Annotated in this window: 11 protein-coding genes; 7 read left to right on the top strand and 4 right to left on the bottom strand. The window is 61.2% G+C overall.

Translation table 11 applies throughout. The annotated features are described in order from the left end of the window. Positions 1-78: 78 nt before the first annotated feature. Both HK439_RS03985 and HK439_RS03980 read right to left on the bottom strand, forming a co-directional pair. The gene (locus HK439_RS03985; protein ID WP_209011544.1) at positions 79-2,589 is read right to left on the bottom strand and encodes a plasma-membrane proton-efflux P-type ATPase; all 2,511 of its coding nucleotides are present in this window, start codon (positions 2,587-2,589) and stop codon (positions 79-81) included. Positions 2,590-2,634: 45 nt separating this feature from the next. After that, positions 2,635-3,765 (bottom strand): alpha/beta fold hydrolase, encoded by a 1,131-nt coding sequence (locus HK439_RS03980; protein ID WP_190290081.1) that lies wholly within the window; start codon positions 3,763-3,765, stop codon positions 2,635-2,637. A gap of 672 nt (positions 3,766-4,437) precedes the next feature. Here HK439_RS03980 and HK439_RS03975 point away from each other — a divergent pair. The 5 genes from HK439_RS03975 (at position 4,438) to HK439_RS03955 (ending at position 9,805) form a co-directional block, all read left to right on the top strand. Beyond that, positions 4,438-5,160: a response regulator gene (locus HK439_RS03975; protein ID WP_190290080.1), complete on the top strand. Its 723-nt coding sequence runs from the start codon at positions 4,438-4,440 to the stop codon at positions 5,158-5,160. Between the two features lie 10 nt (positions 5,161-5,170). Next, positions 5,171-6,340 (top strand): FIST N-terminal domain-containing protein, encoded by a 1,170-nt coding sequence (locus HK439_RS03970; protein WP_190290079.1) that lies wholly within the window; start codon positions 5,171-5,173, stop codon positions 6,338-6,340. After that, the gene (locus tag HK439_RS03965; protein ID WP_190290078.1) at positions 6,337-8,583 is read left to right on the top strand and encodes a PAS-domain containing protein; all 2,247 of its coding nucleotides are present in this window, start codon (positions 6,337-6,339) and stop codon (positions 8,581-8,583) included. The genes HK439_RS03970 and HK439_RS03965 overlap by 4 nt, the downstream gene beginning before the upstream one ends. A 125-nt stretch (positions 8,584-8,708) precedes the next feature. Beyond that, positions 8,709-9,410, top strand: coding sequence for a hypothetical protein (locus tag HK439_RS03960; protein ID WP_190290077.1), 702 nt, complete (start codon positions 8,709-8,711; stop codon positions 9,408-9,410). Then, complete coding sequence (locus HK439_RS03955) at positions 9,407-9,805, top strand: hypothetical protein (protein ID WP_235987580.1); 399 nt, start codon at positions 9,407-9,409, stop codon at positions 9,803-9,805. The genes HK439_RS03960 and HK439_RS03955 overlap by 4 nt, the downstream gene beginning before the upstream one ends. Before the next feature lie 42 nt (positions 9,806-9,847). On the opposite strand, the gene HK439_RS03950 is transcribed toward HK439_RS03955, so the two are convergent. Further along, complete coding sequence (locus HK439_RS03950; protein WP_235987578.1) at positions 9,848-10,708, bottom strand: quinoprotein dehydrogenase-associated SoxYZ-like carrier; 861 nt, start codon at positions 10,706-10,708, stop codon at positions 9,848-9,850. A 143-nt stretch (positions 10,709-10,851) separates the two neighbouring features. Here HK439_RS03950 and HK439_RS03945 point away from each other — a divergent pair, with 143 nt between their 5' ends. Continuing rightward, the gene (locus HK439_RS03945) at positions 10,852-11,889 is read left to right on the top strand and encodes a quinoprotein relay system zinc metallohydrolase 2 (RefSeq protein ID WP_190290076.1); all 1,038 of its coding nucleotides are present in this window, start codon (positions 10,852-10,854) and stop codon (positions 11,887-11,889) included. Positions 11,890-11,904: 15 nt separating this feature from the next. Here the strand turns inward: HK439_RS03945 and HK439_RS03940 are convergent, their stop codons facing one another. Beyond that, positions 11,905-12,537 (bottom strand): hypothetical protein, encoded by a 633-nt coding sequence (locus HK439_RS03940; protein ID WP_190290075.1) that lies wholly within the window; start codon positions 12,535-12,537, stop codon positions 11,905-11,907. A gap of 168 nt (positions 12,538-12,705) precedes the next feature. Here HK439_RS03940 and HK439_RS03935 point away from each other — a divergent pair, with 168 nt between their 5' ends. Continuing rightward, positions 12,706-13,818 carry an S-(hydroxymethyl)glutathione dehydrogenase/class III alcohol dehydrogenase gene (locus HK439_RS03935; RefSeq protein WP_190290074.1) on the top strand — a complete coding sequence of 371 codons (1,113 nt, stop codon included), beginning with the start codon at positions 12,706-12,708 and terminating at the stop codon, positions 13,816-13,818. The last annotated feature ends 8 nt before the right edge of the window (positions 13,819-13,826 follow it).

Here is a 13,826-nt window from a genome sequence, read left to right as displayed (position 1 = left end):
ATGTCGCGAATACTTCCCCGGGAACTGGATTGTGATGACAGCGCCGATCCGGCGTCTGCCGCTCCAATCCGATCAATGCTAGTAGTCGGAAAGTCTGGTTTCGGTGCGGGCCAGATAATCCTTCTGGCGATCGGCCTGCAGATCGAGAAGATGCCTGACCATGACCGCAATCGCGCTTTCGATCGGGATCCAGGCCAGGGCATAGGCCCAGACACCCAGCGCGTAGGTCCAGCCGATCGGTGCAATGAAAATGCCGTAGACGGCGACCAGCGTGCCGATGACCTGGGTAACCTCCGTCGTCAGGAACAGCCGCAATGCCGGATAGGGCGGTTGCCAGAACCAGCGCTGGTTGCGGGTGACATAGATGGTCAGATGTCCCGCCACCAGAAGCTTCAGGAAGATCAGCGTCTGGATCGTTTCGCGCGGCAGCTTCAGGACGGTGTCCGCATACCAGAACAACAGGAAGCTCTCGACCACGCCGACGGCGCCAAGGCAGGCGGCGACGGTCAGCACCCGGTGCATGTTCCATCGCACCGGCTTTTTTGCGGTGAGCGCGTTGTCATAGGCGATCATCATGATCGGGAAGTCGTTGAGGATGGCGAGCAGCACGATCATGATCGCGGTGACGGGATAGAAGTCGAAGATCAGGATCGACAGCGTCATGAACAGAAGCACGCGAATGGTCTCGGCTATGCGGAAGGTTGCGTAGCTGTTCATGCGCTCGAAGATCCGGCGCGCTTCGTCTATCGCGGCGGTGATCACCGACAGGCCGGAGCCGGTCAGCACGACATCGGCCGCGGCCCGCGCCGCGTCCGTTGCCGCACTGACGGCGATGCCGGCATCGGCCTGTTTCAGGGCCGGGGCGTCGTTCACGCCGTCACCGGTCATGGCCACGATATGATTGTGATGCTGCAGCGCCTTGACGATCTTGAATTTGTGCTCCGGCAGAACCCGGGCGACACCGTCGGCCGCTTCGATCCCGGCGGCGACCTCGCTGTCGCTGGCGCTTGCGAAAATATCGTCGGCGGAGCGGATATTGCCCCCCAGACCAAGCTGGCCGGCAATCTGGCGGGCGATCGCCTCGTGATCGCCGGTGATCATCTTGATCTCGACACCCTTGGAGACCGCACTTGCAATCGTTTCGGCGGCATCCTCGCGTGGCGGGTCGAAGATCGGGATCAGCCCGAGCAACTGCCAGGGCGATCCGTCCTGTTGCCGCGCGACGCCAATGGCGCGATAGCCGGCACTGGCAAGTTCGTCGACCTCGCGCTCGATCGTCTGCCGTTCCGCCGCATCGGGTGCAACCAGGTCGAGGATGACCTGCGGCGCGCCCTTGCTGACGCAGATCGTCCCGCCATCGCCCTCAGCCTCCGCCTCGGTCCGCTTGGAGACGGGATCGAAGGGCTTGAAGGCCTTGATCTTGAAGTCCGCGTCGCCGGATGTGGCCTCGGCCGCAAGGATGGCCGCGTCGATTGCGTCCGGGTCATTGCCGTTCGAGGCGAGGCGCGCGGCCTGCATCAGCTCTTCGGTGCTGATGCCGTCCGCCGGACGCGGATCGGTGATGGTCAGTTCATTGCGGGTCAGCGTCCCGGTCTTGTCGGCGCACAGAACGTCCACACCGGCGAGTTCCTCGATCGCCACCAGGCGCGACACGATCGCCTTCATCCGGGCGAGCTTTTCGGCGCCGACGGCCATGGTTACCGACAGCACGGTCGGCAGCGCGACCGGGATCGCGGCGACCGTCAGGATCAGCGCGAACTGCAGGGTCTTGAGGAACGGCGATTGCCGGAACAGGGAGACGACGATCAGGACGATGACCAGGGCCAGGGTCGTCATGATCAGGAAATTGCCGATCTTGAGGACGGCCCGCTGGAAGTGCGAACGGGTTTCGGCGGATTGAACGAGCTGTGCCGTCCGGCCGAAATAGGTCTTCATTCCGGTGGCCGTGACCACGCCGGTCATTTCGCCGAGTTTGATGATCGAGCCCGAATAGGCGGTTTCGCCCGGTTCTTTTTCCACCGGCAGGGATTCGCCGGTGAGGGCCGATTCATCGGCGCTCAGGTAATCGCCTTTCACCAGCATGATGTCCGCGGGCGCGATATTGCCGAGGCGGAGCAGCACAACGTCGCCGGGAACCAGATCGCGTGCCGGCAGGGTCTGCCATTTGCCGTCGCGCAGCACCCGGGCCGTCAGCGCCAGGCGCTGCTTGAGCAGGGCGATCGCATTGCCGGCCTTGTGTTCCTGCCAGAAATCGACGCCGGCATTGACCGCCAGCATGGTGAGGATGATCGAGAAGTCGCCCCAGTCGCCGAGAATGCCGGAGAGGATGGCCGCCGCTTCGATCATCCACGGGATCGGGCCCCAGAGATATCTCCTGAGGCGGTCCAGAAGACCGGTTTCCTTCTCGACCAGTGCGTTGGGGCCATACTGTTGCAGCCGCCCCGCGGCGTCCGCCGCAGTCAATCCGTTATCGAGATCGCTCTTGAGGCTCTGCACAATCTCGTCGGGGCTTTGTGGGGCGGGAGATGTCTCGGGCTGTCCCTGTTTCGTGGATCGGTCGTCGGGTTTGTGCGATCGCGTCGTCATCATGATGCCGTCTCCCTTTCCTTGGTCCGGTTCAGGCCTTGATCCGATTCAGGCCCGGCCGTTTTCCGCAAGCCAGCGGCCGATGTCGGGCCAGGTTTCCTTCAATGTGTGCGAGCCCATGAACAGGCCGATGTGGCCGCCAGGCACCAGCCGTTTCTCGATTCCGTCCCTTGGCGTACCGAGCAGATGTTCGGCGTTGAAAACCTGTTCGCTGGTCGTGATGTCATCATCGGCGCCGGCCAGCAGAAAGACTGGCACCTTGATGTCCTTCAGCGACAGCTTGCGCCCGAGCCCGACGAATTCGCCTTTGGCGAAACGGTTTTCCTGGAAGAGGAGCTGAATGGCCTGGAGGTAGTACCGCCCCGGCAGATCGATCGGGTTCTCGTACCAGCGTTCGAATTGCTCGGTGCGCTCGATATAGCTCTTGTCCTCGATGTGTTCGTAGAGATCGATGAACTTGCCGGCATATTGGGTGCCCGGGTGCATGTCCTTCCAGCCTGCGAGCATGTACTGGCCCAGCATGCGCCCACCGCCGCTTGCGACCATTTCCTCGTAAAAGCTGAGCGGCAGTTCATGCGCCAGGCGCTTGATCGGGCCGTTGCCGGCATCGATGTCGATGGGCGAGCCGGCCAGCACCAGACTGACGACCTTATCGGGAAACCGGCAGGCATACATGGCCGACATCCAGCCGCCCTGACACAGGCCGACCAGATTGACCCTGCCGCCCAGTTCGTCGACGACGACATTGATCTCGGCGAGATACTTGTCGATATCGAACGCCGCCATGTCTTCTGTTGCGGATTTCCAGTCGGTCGCCAGCACGCGGCCGAGCCCCGTGGCAAGAAGTGTCTCGACGAGACTTTGCCCCTTGGCATAATCGGCGATGGTCGAGGTGTGTCCGGCATAGGGGGCATCGACCAGAACAGGAACGGTGCCGTCCGCCGGCGGCTGCGCGGAGAAGTCCCTGAGCCGCATGGTGTCGAGGTCGAGAAGAACGCGGTTGGGCGTTGCCCATTCGGGCGGCTCCGGGGCTTCGATCTTCTCCACTTCGGCAAGATAACGGAGGTTGTCCTGAAACAGGCGAAGGCCTCCCTCCTCGATCTCGATTGCCGCCGCGAACGGCCAGAACCACGGGACGCTGTGTTCGTGCAGCGGCTTCCTGGACTTTGTCTTCGTCATTCGGCACCTCGGCTGGGAAGCCGGCGGGTCGTCGATCCGGCCCGTCAGGATGATTGGCAGGCGGTCGCCGGGGAGGAGCGAGTGCCGCCTGATGAATTCAGGTTGTCCAAAACCTGGGTTTCAAAGTGGCCAAAGAGGCTGGTTCCGGGCAGAAAACCCGAGTTGGTACCATCGTCAGGGAAAGTGTTTGCCGTCAGTTGGGCAGGATAACGCGGCCGACCTCTCCGATCGAATGGATTCGTATGACGTGTGCCGGAATTCTTGTCGCAGCCACATGACGAGACCCTTGCTGTTTCATGACAAATCGGCAATGCGGCCGACGACGCGTCTCACCAGGCCCTGGCGTTGGAGGCGTGGAGGGTCGGGCCCCGGCTGGGACTATGCGCGACGTATGGATTTCGGTTGCCTTTTGTGACGGGCCATTCGAAACATGGCGCCCGGCCGTTCAACGATCCGTATTCAGCGGTCTTCATTTTCCAGCTTTGCAGCTAGCAAACGCACGACGCCCGGGGAATAGCGCCATATGCGGCCAGTGGTTGCACGAAAACCGATACTTAAGTCGCAATTCCAGGGCCGTTTAATACTTTCAGACAACCAATATTGATTGTGACCGCCTTGCGCAGGGCGATGTCTGGTTGTTACTGTTATCTCCTCTCGGGAGGAGGCAGACGGATGAGCAAAAATTGCGATCCGCAAGAACATGTGGTCATTAAATCGATTTTAGTGATCGATGACCATCCGCTCTATTGCGATGCACTCGCTGCAACACTTGAAAGGCTGTTTCGGTCCAGGCTGGTCAAGAAAGCGACTTCCCTTAAGGAAGGCCTGCGCTTTGTCGGCGCCCGGTTCCAGCCGGATCTGGTGATGCTCGATCTCAAACTTCCGGACGTGACGGGCCTGAGCGGCTTTCTGAAGGTGAAAGACCGCCTGCCCGACGTTCCGGTCCTGGTGATATCGGCGGAATCTTCCGACGAAACCGTCAGCACGCTCATGACCGCGGGCGCGGCCGGCTTCATTCCAAAAGATGCCTCGCACAAGGTGCTTCAGCAGGCGCTTATGGAGATCAAGGATGGCCGCCGTTTCCTGCCACCGGGCTATGCGCCGTCGAAAAAGCCGACCCAATCGGATCTGACGGTTCAGCAGATTGCGCACAAGATTGCGGATCTGACGCCGCAGCAGAACCGCATCATGAAGCTGATCTGCGCCGGAAAGCCGAACAAGCAGATTGCCTATGAGCTGTCGCTTGCCGAGGCGACCGTCAAGGCGCATATCACGGCGCTCCTGCGGCGGCTCGGCGTGAATAACCGGACCCAGGCGGCCATTCTGGTCAAGAGCGCCAGCCTCGATGGCGGCGGGCACATTTCCGACGGCGATGCCCGGGTCCTGTTGAGTTAGGCGGAAACCGATGAACATTCTGCCTGTCAACAAAACCGCCCAGCCGCTCACGGCCAAGGTGGGGGTCTCGCATGCGAAGTCCCCCGAAACCGCGGTGCGGGAAGCGTCGATGGGTTTCGCTCCCCACGCGACATGCTTCCTCCTGGTCTTCGTTCCCGATCATCTGGAGCCGGACGCTGTCGCGCGGGAACTGGCGACGGTCATGCCGTCGACCACCGTTTTCGGTTGCTCCACTGCCGGTCAGATTACGCCGCAGGGCTATGAAAACGATGCCCTGATGATGATTGCCTTTCCAAGACGGCATTTCCGGTGCTCGTCAACGCTGATCAAGCCATTGAAACCGGCCTCCATCGAAAGGACGGCTGCCCAGGCCCGCATGCTGGCGTCCCGGTTCCCGCACACCGCGAACTGGAAACGTGTCGCGCTCGTGTTCGCCGACGGGCTGTCCAAACAGGAGGATCTGCTCGTTGCCGCCTTGAACGCGGGACTGGGCGATGTGCCGGTCTTCGGCGGATCGGCCGGCCACGGTCTTGCCTTCGACGAGACCTTTGTCCTGCACGAAGGCAAAGCCCACAACGACGCCGCGCTTCTGCTGCTTCTGGAAACGGACCTGAGCTTCCGGGCGCTCGGCTTCGATCATTTCCTGCCGACGGGAAAGCGCATGGTGGTGACCCGGGCGGTACCCGAAGAACGCCTGGTTCTGGAAATCAACGGCGCGCCTGCTGCCAGGGAATATGCACGTTACGTCGGCTGCCAGGTTTCGGAACTGTCGCCAAAGGTCTTTGCCGAAAACCCGGTGCTCGTCCGCAACGGGAAAAGCTGGCATGTGCGCGCGATCCAGCAGGTTGCCGAAAACGACGGTCTCTGGTTCCTGTCGGCGATTGACGACGGGCTGGTCCTCACGCTCGGACAAGGCACCGAGATCCTGGAAACGCTGGAGACCGGCCTCGATTGCCGGTGCAGCAACGGAAACAGTCCGGATTTCATCCTGGGTTTCGATTGTTATCTGCGCCGGCTTGAAATCGAACAGAACGACCTGGTCGAAGATGCCTCGGACATCCTGTGCAAGCACCGGGTCTTCGGCTTCAACACCTATGGCGAACAGCATCTCGGGGTCCATGTGAACCAGACATTTGTGGGTGTCGCCTTCTATCCGCCGACGGGGGATGCGTTGTTTTGATCGATCCGGGCGAACCTCTGAAACTGCAGATCGAGCGTCAGGAAAAGATCATCGAGGCGCTCATTCAGCGTGCCAGCCGGGAGCATGACGTCGGCAGCTCGGCCTATTCGCTGTTTCAGTCCGCAATCACCCTGCAGGGCGAGGTCTGGGAAAAGACCCGGGACCTGGAACAGGCGCTCGATACGCTCGGCCGTGCCAGCAACCAGCTGAAGATTGCGGAATACGCGCGCGAACAGACCGAACGGAACCTTGCGGACGCCCTGGATGCCATGGAAGGCGGCTTTGCGCTTTTCACCGAAGGCAAGCTGGAAATCTGCAATGACCAGTTCAAGGCCATGGTGCCGGATGTCGCCGACGTGATTGTCCCCGGTCTGGACATCAAGGATTATTTCGAGGCGCTGCGGCTCAGCAAGGATATCGTTTCACGGGCGATTTCCGAAAACGGAGCGGCTCGGAGACCGGTTCGCCCGGGGAACGGGATCGGCACGCCGTATCCTTCCGTGGTGGGGCTGCGCAAGGATCGCTGGTTCCAGATCACGCACAAAACGGCGTCGTCCAGCAAGATCGTGCTTCTGTCGACCGAGATTACCAGCATCGTCCGGCAGAACCGGCTCGAAAAGGACCGGCTGATCGACGAGCAGGCCGTCTTTCTGCAGGGCGCGTTCGATCACATGACCCAGGGCGTGTGCACCTTTTCCGCCGAAGGCACCCTGCTCATCCACAACGAACGTTTCCGGGATCTGCTCCGGTTGCCGATTTCCCTGGTGCGCAAGGGAACCGCCTTCAACCAGATCCTGGAATTCATCGTCAAGCAGAAGCTTCTGGAAAGCACGACGCAGGGAGAGGAACTGGCCAACTGGGTCGCGACCGTTCGTGCCGGAAAGGGACTTGAGAAGAAGGTGCGCCACCTCAGCGGCGATATATTGAACATTCGGGTTCACGGTTTGCCCGACCAGGGCTTCATCATGAACGTGATGGACATTACCGCCGAAACGCAGACGACGGAACTCCTGGAACAGAGGGTCCGCGAGAGGACGCTGGAACTGACACAGGCGAACGAGCGTTTGCGCAGGCAAAATGAAGAACAGGCACGCGTCGACGAACAGTTGCGGCTGGCGAAGGAGCAGGCGGAAGAAGCGATGTCGTCCAAGACAAAGTTCTTTGCGGCAGCAAGCCACGACCTGCTGCAGCCGATCAATGCGGCGAAACTGCTGATTTCGACCATGAGCGAGGGGGCCAGGAACACGCCCCTGACCGATACGGTTCTGCGCCTGGAACGCTCGTTCAACTCAATCGAATCCCTGCTTCACGCGCTCCTCGATATTTCGCGGCTGGAGTCGACGGGAACGGAAATGACGGTCTCGGCCTTCCGCATTGGCGATCTGCTGAATTCGGTCAAGGAAGACTACACGCAGCTTGCGGAGGAAAAGGATATCCGGCTTGACGTGGTCCCCTGCAGTCTTTGGGTTTCCAGTGACCAGCGGTACCTGTTGCGCTCGATCCAGAACCTGGTCGTCAATGCGATCCAGTATACCGAAAAAGGCCGTGTGCTGGCCGGGTGCCGGTGCCGGGGCACGGAGGTGGTGCTGGAGGTGTGGGACACCGGCGTCGGCATCTCCATGGAAGATCAGCAGCGGATTTTTTCCGAATTCACCAGGGCATCGTCGAACGGGGGCAGCTTCGGCATGGGGCTTGGCCTGTCCATCGTCGATCGCGCCTGCCGCCGGCTGGGGCATCAGGTAACGGTGCAATCCGAACGGGGCAGGGGATCCGTTTTCTCGATCACGCTTCCCGTTGTCGCCGCCCCGGACCAGGAAGGCAACCGGGAGACCGATGATCCGCATGCCATGCCCGAGGATATGGATCTCATCGTCCTGATCGTCGAAAACAATCCGGACGTGCTTTTTGCAACGGCCCAGAAAATCGAAAGCTGGGGAGGCAGCGTTCTGACCGCCGCGTCCACCGATGAAGCCCTGGAGCAGGTGCGTGAAATCGGCATGGCGCCCGACATTGTCCTGGCCGACTACCAGCTTGATGGGGACGACAACGGCATCAGGACGATCCTGGCCGTCAGGCAGGAAACGGGCACAGAGGTCCCGGCCATAATGATTACCGCCAGCCGGGAGGAAACATTGGCCGAGGACAGCCGGTGCCACGATTTCACGGTGTTGACGAAGCCGGTGAAACTGTCGCGCCTGCGCCCGCTTATCGACTGGAAGACCCGCCGGCCCGCGGCGGTCTGAACCGCCTGCAAAACGCAGACAAAAGTCTGCAGTGACACACGGGGAGAGGAGGATAGGCTTTCGTCAAGGTTTGCCGGGACTTGATGATCTGCAGGACGGACCGGAAATACCAACGGGAGGAAATCATGGTGCGATTTCAGGTGTTGCGGACGCCGGTCTGGGGTCTTTTTGCCGCCTGGCTCATCCTGTTCGGAACGACGGCTCCGGGTCTCGCAGCTGAAGTCTATGATCTTCTTTTCAAGACCGGGACACTGGACGGCATCTCCCGGACAGCGGTTCTGGATTACGAGCGTCATGTCTCCACGCGGGACAACGAGGATCTTGCAAAGCGGGAAACCGGAACGATCAGCCTGAGTTTCGCGCCGGAGGACATGGCCGAGCTGCAATTCAAGCAGGGTGACAAGCACCGCAATCTCGGGTCTTTCCCGGCGACGGTCGGCAATCCGATGATCATGTATTTTGTCGAAACCGTTGTCAGGGACATGGCAAGTACGGCGGGGGGAAGTCCGTTCTACATCCGCAACCGGGTCAAGGCGGCGCTGGTGAAAAAGACGCCGATCCGCGAGGAAACGATCCACGTCAACGGGCGGGATGTGCCGGCGCAAACGGTGACGCTTTATCCGTTCGAAAACGATCCCAACCGGGACCGGATGCGCGGTTTTGAAGATCTTGCGCTGACGGTCACCATGTCGGACGAGGTGCCCGGCTGGTATTACGAGTTGAAGGCCGAAACCGGCGGAAAAGAGGTCCGGTCTTCCGGCAAAACGGAAGAGGCCCCGATTTACTCAAGCTCGATCGTGCTTGCGACCCTGGAGGTGCCGCAATGAGTATCCGGATGTTCCACGGTCTTGTTCCTTCCCGGCTGCGAAGCGGTGTCGTTGCAGCCCTGTCCGTCGTTCTGCTCGGTGTGACCGGCCAGGCCGAAGCGCAAAACATGGCCGAACGGCTGAACGACTACCCGACGGAAGCCCGGGCGGACTATGTGTTCGGGTGCATGGCGACAAACGGCCGAAGCAGGGACGTCCTGCGCCGCTGCTCGTGCTCGATCGATGTGATTGCCTCCATCATCCCTTACGAGAAATACGTGGATGCGGAGACGGTTCTGTCGCTGCGGCAGGTCGGCGGGGAGCAGATGTCCATCTTCCGCACGACCGCCATGGCCAAAGAGCTGGTCGCCAACCTGCGCCGGGCTCAGGCGGAAGCGGATATTCTCTGTTTCTAGAGCTGGTTCAAGTGAACAGGACCACTGCGCCGAAAACCAGGTCTAGCTTGCCGGTTCCTTCGGAAGGGTCTTGTCCCAGACGTTTCCTTCCGTATCCTCCACATGGACGGTGAGCGCCTTTGCGCCATTATCCGTATAGGCGAAGCGGATGACCGGATTTTCCGACAATGAAATGCCGCCATCGACGGTAAACAGCAGGTCTTCGCCCTGCTTGACCTCGATGTGGTTTATGAACTGGGCGGCGATGAACAACTGGGTAATCTGATCGCGCTGCAGTCCGGAATAGTTCGGGTGCCGGATCATGAGCTGGGCTTCGCGCCTCTGGCTTGCCGCTTCGACAGCGGGCGCAAAGTGCTTGATCCGGATTTGACCCATGGTCGACAGGGCAAGTTGCGGGTCTTTCGTCGCCGGCGCGGAACAGCCGCCGGAGGCCTTGACGAACCGTCCGGTCATCACCGGTCCGTTCGCGGTTTCCGCGATCAGGCGCACATTTGAATATTGATTGATGCGGACCCTGAGTTCGAGATCGAGCGGCTGCATGGCCGGCCCGAAGGTCATTTCCGCGGCAACCGGCGCCGGATTTTCGTCGATCACGAGGATGGCGCTGTTGATGGCAGGCGCCGTCGGTCCGGGCTGTTTTATGCTGATCGGAACCGTTGCCGCGTCGTGGGCGCGATAAGGGGCGTCGAGCTCGACGATCCCGTCGGCATCCGCCGGTTTCGCATCGCCGATAATGTCGGCGCGAAGGTCATTCCAGCTGCCCTTGTCGCTGAGAGGGTTGCCTCTTTCGGCCTCATCTGCCGCCTGCGCATGATGGATGGCGGGGAATACCGTAAGCGGCAGGGCGAGCGACAGGGTCAGAAGCGTCGCCAGACTGAATGTGTTTTTGTGACGAACGGTCATGTCGAGTCCGCGCTCCCTTTCGTTCGCAGCGTCATCTTTAGTGCCTCGTGCAGCGGAAATTATACCACGCGGGGTCATGTCCCCGAACCGAGCCTTTAGGATGTATTGCCCTGCGAGGGGGCGGTTGGGATCCTGACTGTTCCATGTTTGAGCTTGTCATCACCCTTTGCCTCCTGGCGGAACCGGACGTTTGCCGGGCGCAGCTCGTGCCTGGCCGGGAAACCGCGTCGCTTGCCAGGTGCGAGGCGGCTCTGCGGGAAAGCGAAATCCGGGGCCGACCGGGTCTCGCCGACGGGCTGGTTGTCCGCGACAGGCACTGCCGGCAAATGCCGGACGGCCTGGAGCTGACGGAGGTCGCTGACAATATCTTCGTCCATCGCGGCGAAATTGCTGAACCCGATCCGGATAATCAGGGAGACGTGGCCAACATCGGCGTGATCATCGGTGACAAGTCGATTGCGGTGATCGATACCGGGGGCTCGCGGGCGGTGGGCGAAGCGCTTTACCGGGCAATCCGCCGCCGCAGTTCGTTACCGATCAGCCATGTGATCCTGACCCATGTTCATCCGGATCACGTCTTCGGCGCCTCTGTCTTTGCCGAGGCCGGCGCGAAGATTGTCGGGCATCCGGGCCTGGACCGGGCGCTTCTTGACCGGGAACAGTCCTACCTGATCGGGTTCGGGGATCTGATCGGCAAACCCGCATTCCTCGGCACCCGGCCGGTCCGCCCGGAAGCCGCTCCTGCAGAAATCGACCTTGGAGGCCGGGTTCTGACCCTCAAGGTCTGGCCGGCGGCCCACACGACCACCGATCTGACGGTCCTGGACACTGCGACGGGGACGCTGTTTGCCGGCGATCTCGTCTTTCACCGCCACGCGCCGGCGCTTGACGGCTCATTGCCGGGATGGCTCGGCGTTCTGGACCGGCTGGCGGACCTGAAGCCCGCCCGGATCGTTCCCGGTCATGGCGGTCCGGTCCTGGCGCCGGCGGAAGCCCTCGCACCGATGCGCCGCTATCTGGGGGTGCTGGAAGCCGATACGCGGCAAGCGCTGGAACGCGGCGAGCGCATCAGCGACGCCGTCGGCCATATTGCGCGCAGCGAGGCTGGTGCGTGGGACCTCTTTGATCTCTACAACACGCGTAATGCCACCGAAGCCTACACCGAACTGGAGTGGGAGTAGGGAATTCGAACCGGCCTATTCCGGGGCGTGCTTCAGCAGGATCTGGGCCAGCGCATAAAGCCGCTTTTCGATGAGGACGGGCGTTTCGCACACATAGGTCAGCGATGTGGACCGGTCCTTGTAGACGCGTTCGTCCCAGTCGAGCTTTTCTTCCAGCTTGTCGACCTTGTCGTAATCCGGATCGCTGGCGGCCATGATCTGGTCCATCTCGGCGCGGGTCTCATCGATCCTTTTCGACAGCGCGATCTGTTTCTCCGAATACCGCCCGATTCCGACGATGACCTTGTGCCGCGCATTGCCGAGCCGTTCGAAGACGACGGCAAAGATCTGGCCCATGAGGTCGGTCGTCACGTCCGGGTGATCCTCGACGAAGGTTGCGACCAGCTTGTCCGCCTCCTCCAGGGAAATCCGCCGCAATTCGAGCCGGCCGGCAAGTTCCGCCGCGTCCGGCGGCAATGCGGTTTCCTTTTCGGAGCCGTCTTTCAGGGGTTTCGGCCACATCAGTCCCAGCGAAAGCTGTTCCACCTTGCGTTGCTGGCAGGGCCAGGTCGGATCATTGAAGGTGGCGGCGTTTGCGAATTGCGCACAATTGGCAACCACGAATACCGACGTAAGTATTAAAAATGGTGCATATAGTGTTTTTCGCATGATGACGTGTCTCCCTACTTAAGAGGTTATCCAGTCTTCAAGTTTTGTCCATGTCGAAAAACACACACTAAGGTCGCAATTGCTCGAAAAGTCGGTCCACTTATAGTCGAAGGATAACGTCCGCCAGCGCGCAAAAAGGCGGATCCTGGATAATGTGGAGACTGTTTTATGCAGACACGTGCAGCCGTGGCCGTTGGTGCAGGCAAGCCGCTGGAGGTAACGACCGTCAATCTGGAGGGTCCGAAGGCTTTTGAGGTCCTGGTCGAGATAAAGGCGACGGGCATCTGCCATACCGATGAATTCACCCTGTCCGGCGCCGACCCTGAAGGCCTGTTTCCGGCGATCCTCGGCCATGAAGGCGCCGGCGTTGTCGTGGAAGTGGGCCCGGGCGTGACCACCCTGAAGCCGGGCGATCACGTCATCCCGCTCTACACGCCGGAGTGCCGCAACTGCGAGTACTGCCTCAATCCGAAAACCAACCTGTGCCAGTCGATCCGCGTCACCCAGGGCCAGGGCCTGATGCCCGACGGCTCGTCGCGCTTTTCCACGCTCGATGGCGATCCGATCCTGCACTACATGGGCACCTCGACCTTCTCCAACTACACGGTGGTGCCGGAGATCGCGCTGGCCAAGATCCGCGAGGACGCGCCGTTCGACAAGGTCTGCTACATCGGCTGCGGCGTGACCACCGGCATCGGTGCGGTGATCAACACCGCCAAGGTGGAAATCGGGTCGCGTGCGGTCGTGTTCGGCCTCGGCGGCATCGGCCTCAACGTGATCCAGGGTCTGCGCCTTGCCGGTGCCGACCAGATCGTCGGCGTCGACCTCAACCCGGACAAGAAGGAAATGGCCGAGCGTTTCGGCATGACCGACTTCGTCAATCCGAGCGAGGTGGAAGGCGACCTGGTGCCCTACCTGGTCAATCTGACCAAGGGCGGCGCGGACTACACCTTCGATGCCACCGGCAATGTCGGCGTGATGCGCACTGCGCTGGAATGCGCCCACAAGGGCTGGGGCGAATCCATCATCATCGGCGTGGCGCCGGCGGGGGCTGAGATCTCCACCCGTCCGTTCCAGCTGGTGACCGGCCGCTCCTGGCGCGGCACGGCCTTCGGCGGCGCGCGCGGACGCACGGACGTGCCCAAAATCGTCGACTGGTACATGGACGGCAAGATCGAGATCGATCCGATGATCACGCACACCATGCCGCTGGAAGACATCAACAAGGGGTTCGACCTGATGCATGCCGGCGAGTCGATCCGTTCCGTGGTGCTTTACTGAGGCTGGGT

Source organism: Roseibium aggregatum (genome assembly GCF_014692675.1).
GTDB classification, from domain to species: domain Bacteria; phylum Pseudomonadota; class Alphaproteobacteria; order Rhizobiales; family Stappiaceae; genus Roseibium; species Roseibium aggregatum_C.
Note: the sequence above shows the minus strand (reverse complement) of the source record. Positions and strands in the feature narration are given on the sequence as shown.

Bases quoted from the DNA above. Each gene is read 5' to 3' on its own strand.
- HK439_RS03985 (WP_209011544.1), bottom strand. From the start codon at position 2,589: ATGATGACGACGCGATCGCACAAACCCGACGACCGATCCACGAAACAG.
- HK439_RS03980 (WP_190290081.1), bottom strand. From the start codon at position 3,765: ATGACGAAGACAAAGTCCAGGAAGCCGCTGCACGAACACAGCGTCCCG.
- HK439_RS03975 (WP_190290080.1), top strand. From the start codon at position 4,438: ATGAGCAAAAATTGCGATCCGCAAGAACATGTGGTCATTAAATCGATT.
- HK439_RS03970 (WP_190290079.1), top strand. From the start codon at position 5,171: ATGAACATTCTGCCTGTCAACAAAACCGCCCAGCCGCTCACGGCCAAG.
- HK439_RS03960 (WP_190290077.1), top strand. From the start codon at position 8,709: ATGGTGCGATTTCAGGTGTTGCGGACGCCGGTCTGGGGTCTTTTTGCC.
- HK439_RS03955 (WP_235987580.1), top strand. From the start codon at position 9,407: ATGAGTATCCGGATGTTCCACGGTCTTGTTCCTTCCCGGCTGCGAAGC.
- HK439_RS03950 (WP_235987578.1), bottom strand. From the start codon at position 10,708: ATGACCGTTCGTCACAAAAACACATTCAGTCTGGCGACGCTTCTGACC.
- HK439_RS03945 (WP_190290076.1), top strand. From the start codon at position 10,852: ATGTTTGAGCTTGTCATCACCCTTTGCCTCCTGGCGGAACCGGACGTT.
- HK439_RS03940 (WP_190290075.1), bottom strand. From the start codon at position 12,537: ATGCGAAAAACACTATATGCACCATTTTTAATACTTACGTCGGTATTC.
- HK439_RS03935 (WP_190290074.1), top strand. From the start codon at position 12,706: ATGCAGACACGTGCAGCCGTGGCCGTTGGTGCAGGCAAGCCGCTGGAG.